The following is a 15,492-nucleotide window of genomic DNA, read 5'->3' as shown; positions in this document are numbered from 1 at the left end:
CGGTTTCAGCCCTTCACGGCGCCGGTGAGACCGCCGACGATTCGCTTCTCGAAGATCGAGAAGAAGATCAGGGCGGGCAGCATGGCGAGTGAGGTGAACGCCAGGACCTTCGCGGTGTCCGTGGAGTATTGCGAGGAGAACACCTGGACGCCGAGCGGCAGGGTGTAGTTCGCCTGCGAGTTGAGGATGTACAGGGGCAGGATGTAGTTGTTCCAACTGCCGATGAATCCGAGGATGCCGACGGTGACCACACCGGGCAGCGACAGCGGGACCACCATGCGGAAGAAGAATCCGAGTCGGCTCGCACCGTCGATCGCGGCGGCCTCCTCGATCTCGTTCGGAATGGCCCTGAGGAACGGCACCAGGATGATGACGGTCGTCGGCAGGCCGAAGGCGATCTGCGGGACGATCACGCCGAGCAGGTTGTCGACGAGGCCGAGGGCCTTGATGACGAGGTACAGCGGAGTGATCGCGACGACTATCGGGAACATCAGGCCCGCGGCGAACAGGGAGTACATCGCACCCTTGAGCTTGAAGTCGTAGCGTGCGATCACGAAGCTCACCATCAGGCCGAGGACGACGATGCCGACGGTGCTCGCGATCGCGACGATGAGGGAGTTGGCGAATTCACCCCAGAACATCGTCGACTTCAGGATGTCGATGTAGTTGCCGACCACCCAGGGACGCGGCAGGGCGGCCGGGCTCGTGGTGATCTGCGAGTTGGTGCGGAATCCGCCGAGCACCATGTAGAGCACCGGTGCGATGCAGACGCCGACGAAGAGCAGCGCGATGAAGTAGGCGAAGGGGCTCCCCCACTTCCGCGGCTTGTCACGATTGCCGCGCCGGCCGGTGGGCGCCTTCGGCTCCGCCGCGGAGGATCTCGGGGAGGTGCCGGTCGTCGCGCTCATCACACGGTCCCTTCGGTGACGGCGCCCCGAAGGTCGCGGCGCAGGAGGAAGCGCTGGTAGATCAGCGCGACGATGAGCGAGATCACGAACATCACGACCGCGACGGCGCTGCCGTAGCCGTAGTTGCCCGCGTTGCGGCCCTGGGCGAGCATGTAGATCGCCATGGTCGAGGTGCCCGCGGTTCCCGAGACGTACTGTCCCCAGATGATGTAGACGAGGTCGAACAACTGCAGCGAGCCGATGATCGACAGGAACGCCCAGATGCGGATCGTCGGCCCCAGCAGCGGCAGCGTGATGCGGCGCTGGATCTGCCAGTAGGAGGCCCCGTCGATCTGCGCGGCCTCGAAGATCTCGTCGGGGATCGATTGCAGGCCGGCGAGCATCAGGATCACCGCGAAGCCGATGTACTTCCACGTGATGATGGCCATCAGCGTCCAGATGGCCAGTTCCGGGTCGGCGATCCAGTCGGCCTCCAGAGAGCCCAGGCCGATCCGGCGCAGCAGGTCGTTGACGGCTCCGTTGCTCTGGAGCATCAGGCTCCAGCCGGTGCCGACGATGACCTCGGAGATGATGTAGGGCACGAAGATCAGGACGCGGATGATCGAGCGGCCGCGGATCTTCCGGTTGAGCAGGAGCGCGAGGACGATCGCCAGCGGGCCTTGGATGACCAGTGAGAGCACCAGGATCAGGCCGTTGTGCCACAGGACGTCCTGGAACGCGGGGTCGGCGAGGATCAGCCTGTAGTTGTTCAGGCCGACCCAGTCGGTGGGCGCCCCGTAGCCTTGCCACCGGTAGAAGCCGTAGTACGCGGCGAGCACGACCGGGAAGATCACGAACGTCAGGAACATGATGATCGCCGGTGCGGACAGGGCCGCGATCTCGAGTCGCATCCTGGCACGGCCTCGGCGGTGCGCAGCCGCTCGTGGCGGAGTCGGGGACGCGGACTTGGCCGCGTCCCCGACTCGAGGCGCGCCCTGCGACTGACGGCCGTCGGCCGTGTCAGTACCCAGGGTGTTGCTCATGTCCGCGTCCTCAGCCCTTCTCGGCGGCGGCTTTGACGTCCTCGACGATGTCGGCGGCGGAGCCCTTGCCGGCCATCAGGTTCACGACGGCGATGTTCATGGCGTTGCCGACGTTCTGGCCGTACACGGTGTCAAGGAACTGCATCGAGTAGGCGGCCTTGTTGAAGGCCTGCAGTGCCGAGATGTTGTAGGACTCGGTGACGACCCCCTGGGCGTCCTTGTTCACCGGGATCGTGTCGAAGGCCTCGGCATAGGCCTCCTGCTGCTCCTTGGTCACAACGAACCGGAGGAAGCCGAGGGCCTCCTTCGGTGCGTTCTTGGACAGCGAGTATCCGCCACCGCCGCCCATGATGGCGGTCGGGTCGCCCTGGCCACCGGGCACGGCGGGGAAGGGGAACCAGCCCAGGTCGGGGAGCGGCTTCTTGTCCGGGGTCAGGTTGGCGATCACACCGGGGTTCCAGTTGCCCATGAGCTCCATGGCCGCCTTGTGGTTCGCGAGCATGCCCGCCGACGACCCGGCGCCCTGCTGCGACGAAGCCGTCAGGAAGCCCTTCTGGAAGGGGTCGACCTCCAGGAGCGAAGCCAGGTCTTCACCGGCCTTGGTCCAGCACGCGTCGTCGAACTCGAGCGACTCGGCGGCCTCCATCATGGTGTCCTGACTGCACTCGCGCAGGGCGAGGTTGTAGTACCAGTGCGCAGCCGGCCAGGCGTCCTTGGCGCCGACCGCGATCGGCGCGACCTCGATCGCCTTCAGCTTCGCGACGGCGTCCTTGAGCTCGTCCATCGTCGTCGGCGTCGAGGTGATGCCGGCCTTCTTGAACAGGTCCTTGCTGTAGTAGATGCCCTCGGGCTGTGTGTCGAGCGGCATCGCGTAGACCCTGCCGTCGATCGAAACGCCCTCGAGAGCCGTCGCGCCGACATTCGCCTTGTCGGCGTCGGTCAGGTCCAACGCCTGGATCTGGCCGGCGTCGACCATGGCCTGCATCTTGCCGCCACCGCGCTGCAGGAAGATGTCAGGCGCCGAGTTCGAGTTGAGCGCGGTCTGCAGCTTGCCGTCGAAGTCCTCGTTCTGGACCGACTGGATCTTGATCGTGACGTTCGGGTGCAGCGAGCGGTACTCCTTCGCGGCGTCCTTCCAGTACTGCGCACCGGGCCCTTCCATCGCGTTCGTCCAGAGGGTCAACGCGACCCGGCCATCGGACGAACCGCCGCTGCCGTCGCTGCCGCCGGCGCAGCCGGTGGCAGCGAGTGCGATGCATAAGCCGATCGCGGCAGCCGTCACGCTGCGGGTTTTCCTCATCGTCGTGGAAACTCCCTGATCTGTTGTCAGTGATCCAGCTGCCATTAGTTTGCGCAAACTAATGGGCCGTCCGCGAAGCGGAAGCTAAGATGTACAGTCAGAAACGAGCGAGAAGCAACCAACAGTTTTCGCAAGTTGCGCAATCGTTACCGACACAACCGTCGTCGTACGTGATCAGACACGGATGCGGTGACGATCAGGAACGGACCCAGTCGCACTCAGCCAGGCACCGGCTTCCGCACCTCGATCCGGAAGGTTGGCTCCCATGCCGAACGCCTCCGACGCCCCATCGGGACACAAGCCCCGCAGACGGCTGTCGCCGAGCGGGAAGTACGAGATGCTCGTCGCGGTCCTGACCTGCCGGCACACGCACCGGGAGGCCGCCGAGCGCGGGCAGGTGGACCGCTCGACACCTCGACACCGTTTTCCCCGGCTCCCCACGGCGCGCAGCACGTCAAGCAAGAGCACGGTTGATCCACCCGCCCGTCCCCGGCGGGCCTCATCCCACACCGCACCGCAGTAGAGGAACCTCCACCATGCGGATCGTCGTTCCCCGGCAGCCGACAGCCCGGCTCTCCGACGCCTGGCGCCACTGCGTCGGCACGGGTCGGCTCGACCTCGCGCTGCGGCGCGACTATCAGGAGTCGCTCGACCTCGTCCAAAAGGAGATCGGTTTCCGGTACATCCGGGGACACGGCCTGCTCAGTGACGGGATGGGCGTCCACCGCCCCTACGACTACGCCGGCGAGCGGCGCGTGCGCCATGCCTTCACGTACGTCGACCAGGTCGTGGACGCCTACCTGGAGAGGGGCATCGCGCCCTTCCTCGAACTCGGCTTCATGCCGTCCGGGCTCGCTTCCGGCGACGACACCGTGTTCTGGTGGAAGGGCAACATCACTCCTCCTCGCGACGAGAAGGAGTGGGCGGACCTCGTCCGCGCCGTCATCGGGCACCTGGTCGACCGCTACGGCATCGACCAAGTGCGCCGCTGGCCGGTCGAGGTGTGGAACGAGCCCAACCTGTCGGCGTTCTGGTCCGCGGACCAGAACGCCTACCACCGCCTCTACGAGGTGACCTCGCTGGCCGTCAAGGAGGTCGACGCCGAACTCCAGGTCGGCGGCCCCTCGTTGGCGCCGGGTTACGGAGACGAGTGGATCCAGCGCTTCGCCGAGTTCGTCGAGGCCCGCGACCTGCCGATCGACTTCGTGAGCCGCCACGCCTACTCCTCCGGCCCCGTCCAGCCCGTGCCGTTCGGCGCCCACCAGACGCTCATGCCGGCGTCGGCGCTGCTGGAGCAGTTCGGCGCCCCACGGCGGCAGCTGGCGGGCACCAAGCTCGCGGACCTGCCGGTCCACATCACCGAGTTCAACTCCTCGTACCGGCCGGACAACCCGATCCACGACACCGCGTTCCACGCGGCGTACCTTGCGCCGGTGCTGGTGAACGGGGGTGACCTCGCGGACTCCTTCTCGTACTGGACGTTCAGCGACGTGTTCGAGGAGGTGGGCATCCCCACCGCGCCGTTCCACGGCGGTTTCGGACTACTGACACACCGTCAGATCAAGAAGCCCACCTACCATCTGTACACATTCATGGCCGAGATGGGCGAGCAGGTGCTCGCCCGAGGCGAGGACCACCTGGTGACGCGGCACGGCGACGGGCGCATCACCGTGCTGGCCTGGGCGCCGGCCGACCCGACCGGCGGTGTGCCCGTCGCCGGCCACACCGTCCGACTGTCCCTGCCCGTCGGCGCCCCGGACGCGCAGGGCTCCGCCTTCGCGCGCCGCCGCTCCGTGAGCGAGGACGCCGGCAACTCCTGGGCCGCCTGGTGCGAGATGGGGCGACCGCTCGCGCCCGGCAACCGCCTGCTCGACGCCCTCCGCGAAGCCGGCGAACCCGCCCGCTCGCACCGGAGCGTGCCCATCGCCGGCGGGCGCGCCGACGTGGACCTCGTCCTGGGCCGCAACGAGGTGACACTGCTGGAACTCACCCCGGTCGTCGACGAGACGCCGGAGTGGTGGAGCGACAACCGGCTGTTCGGCCTCGGCACCGAGGACTCCGACGCCTCCGTCAACCGGTCGTGAGCGCCCCGCCGCCCACCGGGGCTTCGGCAGCGGGCCCTTGCCGCTCCGGGGCCGGTCGGGTTCGAAGGGGTTGCCCCCTACCAGGCGGCCACTTCCAGGAGCACGCGGTCCGGCGCTCCTCGGGGCTCTCCCGGGCCTCCGCCCGCGCCGTCTTCTCGCGACGTCGACGAGGAAGGCGCCGTCCGCGCCGAGAATCCCGTACTCGGCCGCGAGCCGGTGCCACAGCGCGTTGACCTCGGCGACCGCGCCGGGCCCGTCCAGGCGCACGACCGCAGCGGGCCGGGCATCACGGACCACGACGGGCCGCCACGCCGTCCAGGGCGGCGGCCCGTCCCCGCCCGGCCACCGATCCACGTCTCCAGTCCGGCACGCCCCAGCAGCGTCCCGTGCCCGCCCTCCACGCCCCAGATCACGGGAGCCGACCCGGCCTGACAGTTCCGCGGTCCACCGACCCGTGGACCGGCGAATCCGCTGGTCGGCCGGGCAGACGCGGACGCCGGTGGCCGCCGACGCCCTACGGGCAGTGCCCGGCCCCGGCCGGTACCCCTCCCCTACCAGTCGAAGGGCTCGGCGAGACGGCTCCAGGGGACGTCCCGCAGCACCCGGAAGGCAGCGGTGGCAAACGGCAGCTTCCCCGTCTCCTGTCACCCCACACGACGACCAGCACGACCCACTCCCCGTCCGGGCGCCGCGAGGGGCGTGTCGGGCAGGTGCGGGAAGTCCACAGCAGATGCGCCCTCGGCGGACCGCTCATGGCGATGAACCGGGTCCACGGCGAGCCGGCGGGCGGCGGCCTCGTGTAGCACGGCACCCATGTCATCGACCGGTTGCGCCGGCGGTTCGGCGCCGAGCCCACCGCGGACTTCGGCCACGACGTCCGCGGTGGGCCGAGGATCGGAGTACGGGTCCGGCCGTGGGAGTCCACCCACTTCACCGGCTCCTCCCGGCACGGCGAGCCGCCGGCAAACCGGCGTCGACCGACTACGCCGGGGTCCTGGACGGTTGGCCGGGGGTGCAGGTCACGTCCGCCGGAGTGTCGGCAGTGCCTCGGCCCTGGAGGCCGAAGGTGGTGCTTCCGTTGCTGCCGAGGGTGCCGTTGTAGTCGGCGTTGCGGACGGTGACTTTCCGTCCGTCGACGGTGAGTTCTCCGTTCCACACGTTGCCGATGGACTGGCCGCTGGGCAGCGTCCAGATGACGGTCCAGCCGGCGATCGGCGCGGTGTGGCCGTTCTCGACGGTGATCTCGGCTGTGAAGCCGCCCTGCCACTGGCTGGTGACGCGGTAGGTGGCGGTGCAGTTGCCGCCGGGGATGGGGTTGTCGCCGTTGAGCGCGGCGGCGATGGCGTGGTAGGCGGGCTTCTTGGCGAAGTTCTCGTCCCATGGCAGGGCGGCGCCCTGGCCGGGGAAGACGGAGGGAACCCAGGAGTACTTGTCGGTGTAGTCCCAGATGGTGATGCCGACGCACCGGGAGACCGCCAGGCACGCCTTGACCACGGTGCCGTAGTCGGTGGCCTGTTGGGCGTCCTTGGCGGCGGTGCGCGGCAGGGTCATGCGGATGTCGAGTTCGGTGAGGGCGACATCGACGCCCAGATCGGCGAAGCGCTGGATGTTCCGCTGAAGGCTTGCCGGGACCTGGCCGGCGATCAGGTGGGCCTGCATGCCGACGCCGTCGATGGGGATGCCCTGGGCCTTGAAGGACTTCACCATCTCGTAGACGGCGTCGCTCTTGGGGCCGATGCCTTCGATGTTGTAGTCGTTGTAGTAGAGCTTGGCGTCCGGATCGGCGGCGCGGGCGGCCTTGAAGGCCTCGGCGATGTAGCTGTCGCCGATCTTCTGCTGGAAGACCGACTGCCGGCGGCTGCCGTCCTCCTCGAACGCCTCGTTGACCACGTCCCAATGGATCAGTCGACCCTTGAAGTGGTCGACTTCGTGGGTGATGTGGTTGCGCATGACCCCGAGGAGCTCGCCGGCCGGCACGTCGTCGACCCAGCTCGGCAGCTGGTTGTGCCACACCAGGGTGTGTCCGCGCACCGACTGGCCGTTGGATTCGGCCAAGTCGACTATCTCCTCGGCGGCGGTGTAGTCGAACCGGCCTTGAGACGGCTCGGTGTACTGCCACTTCATGGTGTTGCCGACGGTGATCTGGTTGAACTCGCTGCCCAGGATCCGCGTGTACTGGGTGTCGGACAGCTCGGGGTTGTCCGTGGCGGAGCCGAAGTAACGGCCCTTGGCCTCGGCCAGTTCGCCCAAGGTGGCGGTGTCGGCGTAGGCCGGATGAGTGGGCGCGACCGCGGTCAAGCCGGCCGACAAGGTCGTCAACGCTGTGACGAGGAGACCGGCCGTGCGGCGGCCTCGGGCCGGGTGGTGGCGGAACATGATTCTCCTTCGATTCGGAAACGTCCGGGGCCTGGTGTGTTGCCGTGGTGGTGGGGCAGCGAACCGATCCGGCCTTGTCCCGGTTCCCTCCCGTGGACGGGAAGGACCACCTGTCGGTGTCGAGGTGGAGGTGGGCTCCATCCGGCTCCTCCCACGGCGCCCCGGCCGCCGCGGGCGCGTTGTGCCGGTTGCGGAGAAGCCGGATGGAGCAGCACACCGGTCGGGGCATCGGCCCGGTCCGGACAAGCCGTGGTGCCGACGCGGCGCGGCAGTCCTCACGGATCCCGGCCTCGGCTTCCAGGCGGAGCCGGTCCGGATCTGTTCCCGGGCCGCTTGCCGGTCAGGTGACGGTGCAGGCGGTGCCGTTGAGGGTGAAGGCGGTGGGCGTGGCGGTGTTGCCGGTGTGGGCGGCCTGGAAGCCGATACCGACGGACGCGCCGGGGGCGATGGTGGCGTTGTGGGGGGTGTTCCTGGCCGTCACCTGGCCGGAGGCGGGTGAGTAGTCGGCGTTCCAGCCGGAGGTGACGGCCTGGCCGCCGGGCAGGGTGAAGACCAGGGACCAACCGTCGATCGGGGTGGTGCCGGTGTTGGTGATGGTGATGTTCGAGACCAGGCCGGTGTTCCACGCGGTGACGGTGTCGGTGACCTTGCAGGTCGACGTCCCGGGTGTCGGGTCGGGTGACGGGGTGGGGGTCTGGAACTGCGTGAAGAACTTCCACACCTCTTGCGGCAGCCAGGTCCGGGAGCCGCTGTCCCCGGGAGCTCCGTCCTGCGGAGCGGCGATGTGGCCTTCGTCGAACGCGGCCCAGGCGACCGGATGCCCTTCCGAGCACCCCGAGTAGGTGGTGACCCGGTGTGTCAGGCTGCCCTGCGCCGGCTCGGGCGGGTTCTGGGGGGTGCAGCCGTTGTTCCTGACGAACCTGTCCCGCATCGCCCGCCCGCCGGAGATGCTCAGCACGGTGTCCCGGATGCCGTGCACCCCGAGGTAGGCGATGGGCTGGGTGCCGCCGCTGCATCCGCTGAGCTGCCCGCCGTTCTGGACCGCGACCGCCCGGAAGACCGTCGCCCGGGAACACGCGAGCGAGTAGGACATGGCGGCGCCGTAGCTGAAGCCCAGCGCGAAGCGCTGTGTGGTGTCGATGCACAGCTCCGCGTCGATCAGCCTGATCATGTCGTCGACGAAGGCGACGTCTTCCCCTCCGGTGTTGGCCCAGCCGTTGTTGAGGCCCTGGGGCGCGACGAAGACGGTGCTGTTGTTCGCCAGCCGCTGGAGCCCGTAGTAGGCCCAGGTGCCCGTCTCCACGGTGCGGCCCGTGGCGACGTCGGTGGAGGTACCGCCCAGCCAGTGGAATCCGAAGACCAGCCGGTAGGGGTGGTTTCGGTCGTAGCCGTCCGGGATCCGCAGGATGAAGCTCCGGTTCTTGCCGCTGCTCTGGATCGTGTGCGTACCGCTCGTCAGGGTGGGGGCCTTGCCGCATCCGGAGGTGGCGGCCGTGGTGCCGGAGGCCGTGAGCGGCGTGTTCGGGCCGTGGCCGCTGCCCAGTGCCGTGCCTCCCATGGTCAAGGTGAGCAGCACCGCCACCACGGCGGGCCATAAGAGGGGCCTTGCTCTTGTCATCCTGTCACTCTCCTTTTCGTCGGGGCGTTGTCATGCGCAGGCAGGGGTCAGAGGGGCGCGACGTGTGAGGATGCGCTGCGCGGCCGGGCTGCCGCAGTGCGGGCAACGACGGCCCCGGCGGCGGCTGCCACCAGATGGTGTCGAGCCGCCGGCCGCTGCCGCCGGTGGGCCGGAGCGGCGGCCCCAGAGGCCCGTCATGCCGCCGAGGCCCATCGACCGGATGGCCGCCCGGACGGACCTCGTTCCGGCGGTGGGCAAGAGCCGAGCCGGGACCGTCCTGACCTCTGGGAGACACCGGCCGGCGAGCGGCCGGATGGCGGACAGAGGCCGTGACGGACGCGGTGGCCACCGCCCGCGGTGGTTGTGACGAAGCGGAGGAGCCGCCCGCCTGATCGACTGGGCACCAGGGCTCCTTCCCGGAACGACAGCGGGGCCGGCGCGAGCGGAAACACAGGAACACAAGGGACGGCGCACGACTCTTCCTTGAACAGCGACAACAGAACTTTGTTCAAAATTTCGAACACCATTCGCGCTGTCGGACAGCTATGGATGATAGGGAGGCCCCCGGGCATGTCAACACCCTCCGGTCCCGGGTCCGCCCGTCGAACAGATCTGTCGCGCTTTCGGTTTGCGCCGTGAGGCGCTGGTGGTTCGCGTGGAGGTGGAGGACCTGCACCAGCTCGCTGTCGCAGCAGACGGGTGGAAGCCGAGGGCAACCTGTTCCGGGGGTGACGGGAGAGTGAGAGCGGCCCCGGCGAAGCCGGGACGTGTCCCGTACTGCCGGATGGGGCGGGTCCGGCAAGCGCGGTGGAGAGGAGTACGCGAGGAACCGGCGTTTCACGTCTCTCAACGAGCACCGGCTCGAACCTGGAGGATCAGGGCCGGAGGCGGCGCGTATGCGGGGCATCCTTCGGGTGGTCCGCCAACTCCTGGGGTGGTCTGCCGAAGCCGGCCGGGAGGCCACGAGGAAGGTCTGCGGCGTACTCGTGGCGAGGCCGCAGGGACACCGTAGGGCTCCTCCGTCCGCGCCCCTTTCCCGGGATCAACGGTCATGGGACGCGCGCTTCCGATGCCGACCCTCCGCAGGTCACCCGGGCCTCCTGGCAGCCACCCGGACCGGACTTCCACCGGCAGGCGACGACGAGCCTCCGGACAACAGGAACACCGCTCGGCGTGCCGGGGTGTGACGCCGACGGGTCGGCCGAGGGTGTGACGGGCCAACAGCACGTGACGGCGCCCGTGGCCCGGTCATGGGACGGGGATGGACCGGGCCACGGGAATCCCGGCGTCAGTAGCCGTAGATCATCTTGTAGGCGACCTCGGGGAGGAACTGTCCGGCCGAGGAGCCGCCCCCGACTCCGCAGTTGCCGTCGGACTCGCCCGGGACCTTTATCCACAGGAGCATCTCGGCGCCTCCGCCCAACTGGGTGGGAGTGCCGATACGACGGCCCGCGGGGTTGCACCACTGGCCGTTGGAACCGTTGCCGTTGCGACTGGTGTCCACGACGAACGGCTTGGTGTAACCGTAGCGGGCGCTGAGTTCCCTGTTGACGGCGTTGGCGTAGGCGATGTTCTCGGCCGTGGTGAAGTAGTTGGAGACGTTGAGCGAGAAGCCGCGGGCCTGGCGGAGACCGGCCTCGTGGAGGCGCCCGGCCATGGCCTGCGCACTGGCCCAGCCCGGGTTGCCGGCGTCGAGGTAGACCCAGGTGTTGGGGGCCTGGCGGTTGAACTGGGCGAGGGCATTGGTGAGCATGCTCTCGCGTTCGTCGATCTGGGCCTGGTTCATGCAGCCGTAGTCCCCGAGGGAGTCCGGTTCGAGGATGACGACGGCCGGGCGGTTGCCGATCCCACCGGCGAACTGGGAGATCCAGGTGGCATAGGCGGACGGCGAGAAGGCTCCGCCGGCGGAGTGCCCACCGCAGTAGTCGCGGTTGTACACGTTGTAGGCGACGAGGATGGGCAGCTTGTCCGCGCGGTCCGCCGCTCCCGTGTACGCACTCGTGGCGCTGTCGATGGCCCCGCTCCAGGAGCCGAACCAGCGGGCCGTCGGGGTGTTGGCGATGGAGGCGTTGATCGCGGACGCCCGGCCGTCGCCGGGGTTGGCGGCGACCCATCGCTTCGCGCTGGAGTCGGGGTCCACGTAGAACCCGTTGGTCATGGTGGTCGGGTCGGCCGCGTGGGCGGACGGTGCGACGGTGAGTGCCAGGGGCAGCGCGAAGAGCGCTGCCACCAGGGCGCGGAGTCTGCGGCGCATGACTGTACCTCGATTTCCTGGCAGGGATGCGTCGCACGCTCTCGTCCCAAGCATGCGACGCGCTGAGGAAGTGCGGTGGTACGACGTCCCCCCGCAGCGGCGACCGGTCGGCAGGGACGACATCCCCGAAGGGCCGTCAGCAACACACTGGGAGCGCTCCCACCGGAAGCGATCCCAAAGTCCCTGAGGGCTTTGAGGGATGCTCGGTATCATGTGACGGGCTGGTAGGAGTGTCAAGGGTCGACGTACGGCCGCCCTTCGCATGACGATGACAAGCTCCACAGGCGCCACAGACTGGAAGCGCTTCCAGTTCGCCGACCCTCCCAGGCCCCGTACCTGTCCGCCGTCACCGGCCGAGTGGGTGGCAGCGGAGAAGACCGGAGTGAGATGCTTCTCGTCCGGTCGAGAGGGAAAGGCTCATGGCTCCATGGCAGTAGATGCGCCCCACCCGCAGCCGAAACTCGACGAGGTGGCAAAACTCGCCGGTGTCTCCCGCTCGGTGGCCTCCCGCGCCCTCAACAACGCACCACACGTCAGCCGCGCCAAGCGCGAGGCCGTCGCACGGGCCGTCCGGCAGCTCGGCTACGTGCCCAATCCGACCGCCCGCGCTCTGGCCACCCGCCACACGGGAGCAGCCGCCCTGGTCGTCGCGGGAGAAGACCCGTCGATCTTCGCGGACCCGTTCTTCGCCCAGGTGATCGTGGGGGCGTCGGCCGCCCTGGAGGAAGCCGACCTGCATCTGATGCTGTGCCTGGCGGCCTCCGACCGGGGCCGCAAGCGGGTGGAGCGGCTCCTTCGGGCCAAGGGCGCCGACGGCGCCATGTTGATGGCGCTGCGCGAGGACGACCCGCTCGTCCCCATGGCCGAGCGGGCGAAGATGCCCGTCGTGTTCGGAGGACGCCCGGTCGGTCCAGCCCCCCGGTGGTACGTGGACGTCGACAACGTCGGCGGAGCACGCGAGGCGACCGAGTACCTGGTCTCGCGTGGCCGCACGCGCGTGGCCATGATCTGCGGGCGCCTGGACACCGAGGCCGGGCGTGCCCGGTACCGCGGCTACCGGGACGCCATGCTGGCGGCCGGCCTCGATCCGTTCCCGCCGCAGGAGGGGGACTTCACCGAGTCCAGCGGTGCCGCCGCCATGGCCGCACTCCTGACGGAGCATCCCGACCTGGACGGGGTGTTCGCCGCCAACGACAACATGGGAGTGGGAGCGCTGCGCACGCTGCGCGAGGCCGGCCGACGAGTCCCCGACGACGTCTCCGTGGTCGGCTTCGACGACCTGGCCGTCGCCGAGCTCGCCGACCCGCCACTCACCACCGTCCACCAGCCCATCAACGCCTTCGGACGGGAGATGGCGCGCATGCTCGTCGCACTCGTCAACGGCCAGGACCCCACCCCGCTGATCCTGCCCACCCGCCTGGTCACCCGCTCCAGCGCCTGACAGGCCCGCCGTGGCGGGGGCAGCTCTGCTGTGACGGGGGCAGCCTGGACGGTCCGTCGGGCGGGAAGCGGACACGGCGGTACCCGGCGGCGCTGTGAGCGGCCTTCACCGCCCTGCCCGCCGTTCTCAGCGGTCCCTCCAGGCTTCGGCAACCCCTGTCCGGGGCGGCCGGGTCACCGGCCGGAGGAGCGGCAGCTCGGTGGTCGAGTCGATCACGGCGGAAACCGCCCGACGCGCTCGCAGGTCCTTCCAGGTCCTTCGCGCCGGACAGCAACGCACCGGTCGGTCCCGCAGGTCTCCCGGGGCGCCGGAACCGGTGCTCGACACCGGGCAGCCGGGCGTTCCGCAGGTCGAGGGTGAAGAAGCCGTCGCGGGTGGGGTTGCGGTGGGCGAGGACGGTCAGGCGGCGTGCACGTCGGCCGGTACGTTTTCGGCTCTCCCGGCGGGCTTGCGGGCGTGGGTGCGACCGGGCGGGCCGTCGCCGGTGGCGTCCGGGGACGCGGTACGACCGGCAGGCCCCGGCCGGCGACGCCTGCCCCCGCTCCGCTGCCGCCCGGCGGAGCCGCCGTTTCCGCGCCACGGACGCCCGACGACGGCCGGGTCTTCGCCCTGTCCGCGGTCCGCCACGGCGACGGCACCACCCTGGCCTGCCGCGAGATCGGCACAGAGACCAACGACATCCCGGAGTCTCCGCCGCTGTCGGACCGGATCGACGACACCGAACTCACCGGTGCCGCCGTCACCGCCGCCACCTCGGCGGCGAACCCTCCGCTGCCCGGCTCACGACTCCAGGTAGCGCAGCACGGCCAGGATCCGGCGGTTGTATCCCGTGGTGTGGGCGAGCTCGAGCTTGTCGAAGATCGTGTTGAGGTTCTTCTCGACCGTGCTCATGGAGATGTGCAGCTTCTGCGAGATGGCCGCGTTGGTGTACCCCTGGGCCAAAGTCTCCAGGACGCTCCGCTCGCGCGGCGTCAGCCGGGCCAGCGGGTCGGTGTGCGTGGTGCGGATCACCAACTGCCGTACCACCTCGGGGTCGATGACCGCTCCGCCCGCGTGGATCCGCTCCAGGGCGTCGAGGAACTCCTCGATCTGGGCGACCCGGTCCTTGAGCAGATAGCCGATCCGCTCGGCGTTCGAGGTCAGCAACTGGGCGGCGTAGTTGCGTTCGATGTGCTGGGAGAGCACCAGCACGCCGACCCGGGGCCGGCGCCTCCGGATCTCGAGCGCGGCGCGCAACCCCTCGTCCGTGTGGGTGGGGGGCATACGGATGTCCACGACGACGATGTCCGGCGGCCGCGCCTCGACCTCCCGCAGCAGGGCGGCGGCGTCGCCCACCGCGGCGAGCACCGTGTGGCCCTCCTCGGTGAGCAGCCGGACCAGCCCCTCTCGCAGCAGGGTCGAGTCCTCGGCCAGCATTACGCGCACGGCAGCTCCGCAGTGATGATGGTGGGGCCCCCGGAAGGGCTGTGGACGTGTAACCGGCCATCGAGGGCGCCGACCCGGCCGCGCAGCCCGGTGAGTCCGCTGCCGGTGGGATCGGCGCCGCCCACACCGTTGTCCTCGACCCGGACGACGAGGACGGGGCCGTGCTGCCGCACGCTCACGAGGATCTCCGTGGCGGACGAGTGCTTGGCGGCGTTGGTCACGGACTCGGACACGACGAAGTAGGCGGCGGTCTCGACGGACGCGGGCAACGTCGTGGCGAGGGTGAAGTCCATGCGGATGGGGATGCCGCACCGTTCGGAGACCCCGGCAAGGGCCTCCTGCAGGCCCAGGCTGTCGAGCGCTGTCGGATAGACCCGCCAGGCCACTTCCCGCAGCTCGGCGAGGACTTCCCGGGACTCCTTGTGGGCCTGCTCCAGCAGCGCGTCGGCCTGTTCGGGCGTACGGCCCGCCCGGCGGGCGCGGCCGAGCAGCATGGCCAGCGCCACCAGACGCTGCTGGACCCCGTCGTGGAGGTCGCGCTCGATGCGGCGGCGCTCGGTGTCCACCGCCAGCACCATCGCCGCCCGGCTGGTGGCCAGTTCGTCGATGCGCTGCTGCAGCAGCTCCCGCTCCGAGGGGCCGAAACACTCGCGTGCCAGGCGCGAGTCCAGCGCCTCCAGCGAGAACAGGCCCTGCACGTCGAGGAAAAGGAGAACACTGCCGAGGAGCACCTGGGTGAGCAGTTCCCACCAGCCGAGCGTGCCCCGGGCGAGACCGGCGACGAGCAGCCCCGCCAGGACGGCTCCGAAACCCAGCAACCCGACGACGACGCTTGTCAGCAAGCCCGTGCAGGTGCGTACCGCGAGGTAGCGCAGCGCTCGCCGGTCCGAGATCCGGCGAGCGGGGAAGTGGTCGCCGAAGAAGGCCGAGCGGCGCAACCGCTCCACCGCGACGAGCCGACGGACTCCGGCGGTCAGTGCGGCCATGGCGTACCGCCGTGTCCGCGACCACAGCAGAAGCGGCCCCAAGGCGAGACCGACCGTGGCGAAGTACGGCAATCCCGT

General features: G+C 69.5%; 10 protein-coding genes. 2 read left to right on the top strand and 8 right to left on the bottom strand.

The features are described 5' to 3' along the window. Positions 1-5: 5 nt before the first annotated feature. From ABD335_RS21725 to ABD335_RS21715, 3 genes are read right to left on the bottom strand one after another with little or no spacing between them, the layout of a single operon-like run. A complete protein-coding gene (locus ABD335_RS21725) occupies positions 6-908 on the bottom strand; it encodes a carbohydrate ABC transporter permease (RefSeq protein ID WP_344326135.1) in 903 nt (300 codons plus the stop codon). After that, a complete protein-coding gene (locus tag ABD335_RS21720; protein ID WP_425583699.1) occupies positions 908-1,930 on the bottom strand; it encodes a carbohydrate ABC transporter permease in 1,023 nt (340 codons plus the stop codon). Before ABD335_RS21720 ends, ABD335_RS21725 begins: the two co-directional genes overlap by 1 nt. A 10-nt stretch (positions 1,931-1,940) precedes the next feature. After that, positions 1,941-3,212, bottom strand: a complete 1,272-nt coding sequence (locus ABD335_RS21715; RefSeq protein WP_344326132.1) for an ABC transporter substrate-binding protein — start codon at positions 3,210-3,212, stop codon at positions 1,941-1,943. A 554-nt stretch (positions 3,213-3,766) separates the two neighbouring features. Here ABD335_RS21715 and ABD335_RS21710 point away from each other — a divergent pair. Then, positions 3,767-5,314, top strand: coding sequence for a GH39 family glycosyl hydrolase (locus ABD335_RS21710; protein WP_344326130.1), 1,548 nt, complete (start codon positions 3,767-3,769; stop codon positions 5,312-5,314). A 981-nt stretch (positions 5,315-6,295) separates the two neighbouring features. On the opposite strand, the gene ABD335_RS21705 is transcribed toward ABD335_RS21710, so the two are convergent. From ABD335_RS21705 to ABD335_RS21695, 3 genes are all read right to left on the bottom strand, one after another. Next, complete coding sequence (locus ABD335_RS21705; protein ID WP_344326128.1) at positions 6,296-7,612, bottom strand: glycoside hydrolase family 10 protein; 1,317 nt, start codon at positions 7,610-7,612, stop codon at positions 6,296-6,298. A gap of 418 nt (positions 7,613-8,030) precedes the next feature. Beyond that, complete coding sequence (locus ABD335_RS21700) at positions 8,031-9,308, bottom strand: CE1 family esterase (protein WP_344326126.1); 1,278 nt, start codon at positions 9,306-9,308, stop codon at positions 8,031-8,033. 1,288 nt (positions 9,309-10,596) lie between these two features. Beyond that, positions 10,597-11,562, bottom strand: coding sequence for a glycoside hydrolase family 6 protein (locus tag ABD335_RS21695; protein ID WP_344326124.1), 966 nt, complete (start codon positions 11,560-11,562; stop codon positions 10,597-10,599). 427 nt (positions 11,563-11,989) lie between these two features. On the opposite strand from ABD335_RS21695, the gene ABD335_RS21690 reads away from it, so the two are divergent. Further along, the gene (locus ABD335_RS21690; protein ID WP_344326122.1) at positions 11,990-13,003 is read left to right on the top strand and encodes a LacI family DNA-binding transcriptional regulator; all 1,014 of its coding nucleotides are present in this window, start codon (positions 11,990-11,992) and stop codon (positions 13,001-13,003) included. Positions 13,004-13,783: 780 nt separating this feature from the next. Here the strand turns inward: ABD335_RS21690 and ABD335_RS21680 are convergent. After that, positions 13,784-14,419, bottom strand: coding sequence for a response regulator (locus tag ABD335_RS21680; protein ID WP_344326212.1), 636 nt, complete (start codon positions 14,417-14,419; stop codon positions 13,784-13,786). Next, positions 14,419-15,414: a sensor histidine kinase gene (locus ABD335_RS21675; RefSeq protein WP_344326120.1), complete on the bottom strand. Its 996-nt coding sequence runs from the start codon at positions 15,412-15,414 to the stop codon at positions 14,419-14,421. Before ABD335_RS21675 ends, ABD335_RS21680 begins: the two co-directional genes overlap by 1 nt. Between the last annotated feature and the right edge of the window lie 78 nt (positions 15,415-15,492).

The sequence above is a fragment of the Streptomyces macrosporus genome, from assembly GCF_039533145.1.
Taxonomy (GTDB): Bacteria; Actinomycetota; Actinomycetes; order Streptomycetales; family Streptomycetaceae; genus Streptomyces; species Streptomyces macrosporus.
Note: the sequence above shows the minus strand (reverse complement) of the source record. Positions and strands in the feature narration are given on the sequence as shown.

Coding starts and splice junctions, on each gene's coding strand:
- ABD335_RS21725 (WP_344326135.1), bottom strand. CDS start 908: ATGAGCGCGACGACCGGCACCTCCCCGAGATCCTCCGCGGCGGAGCCG.
- ABD335_RS21720 (WP_425583699.1), bottom strand. CDS start 1,930: ATGAGCAACACCCTGGGTACTGACACGGCCGACGGCCGTCAGTCGCAG.
- ABD335_RS21710 (WP_344326130.1), top strand. CDS start 3,767: ATGCGGATCGTCGTTCCCCGGCAGCCGACAGCCCGGCTCTCCGACGCC.
- ABD335_RS21700 (WP_344326126.1), bottom strand. CDS start 9,308: ATGACAAGAGCAAGGCCCCTCTTATGGCCCGCCGTGGTGGCGGTGCTG.
- ABD335_RS21695 (WP_344326124.1), bottom strand. CDS start 11,562: ATGCGCCGCAGACTCCGCGCCCTGGTGGCAGCGCTCTTCGCGCTGCCC.
- ABD335_RS21690 (WP_344326122.1), top strand. CDS start 11,990: ATGGCAGTAGATGCGCCCCACCCGCAGCCGAAACTCGACGAGGTGGCA.
- ABD335_RS21680 (WP_344326212.1), bottom strand. CDS start 14,419: ATGCTGGCCGAGGACTCGACCCTGCTGCGAGAGGGGCTGGTCCGGCTG.
- ABD335_RS21675 (WP_344326120.1), bottom strand. CDS start 15,414: ATGGCCGCACTGACCGCCGGAGTCCGTCGGCTCGTCGCGGTGGAGCGG.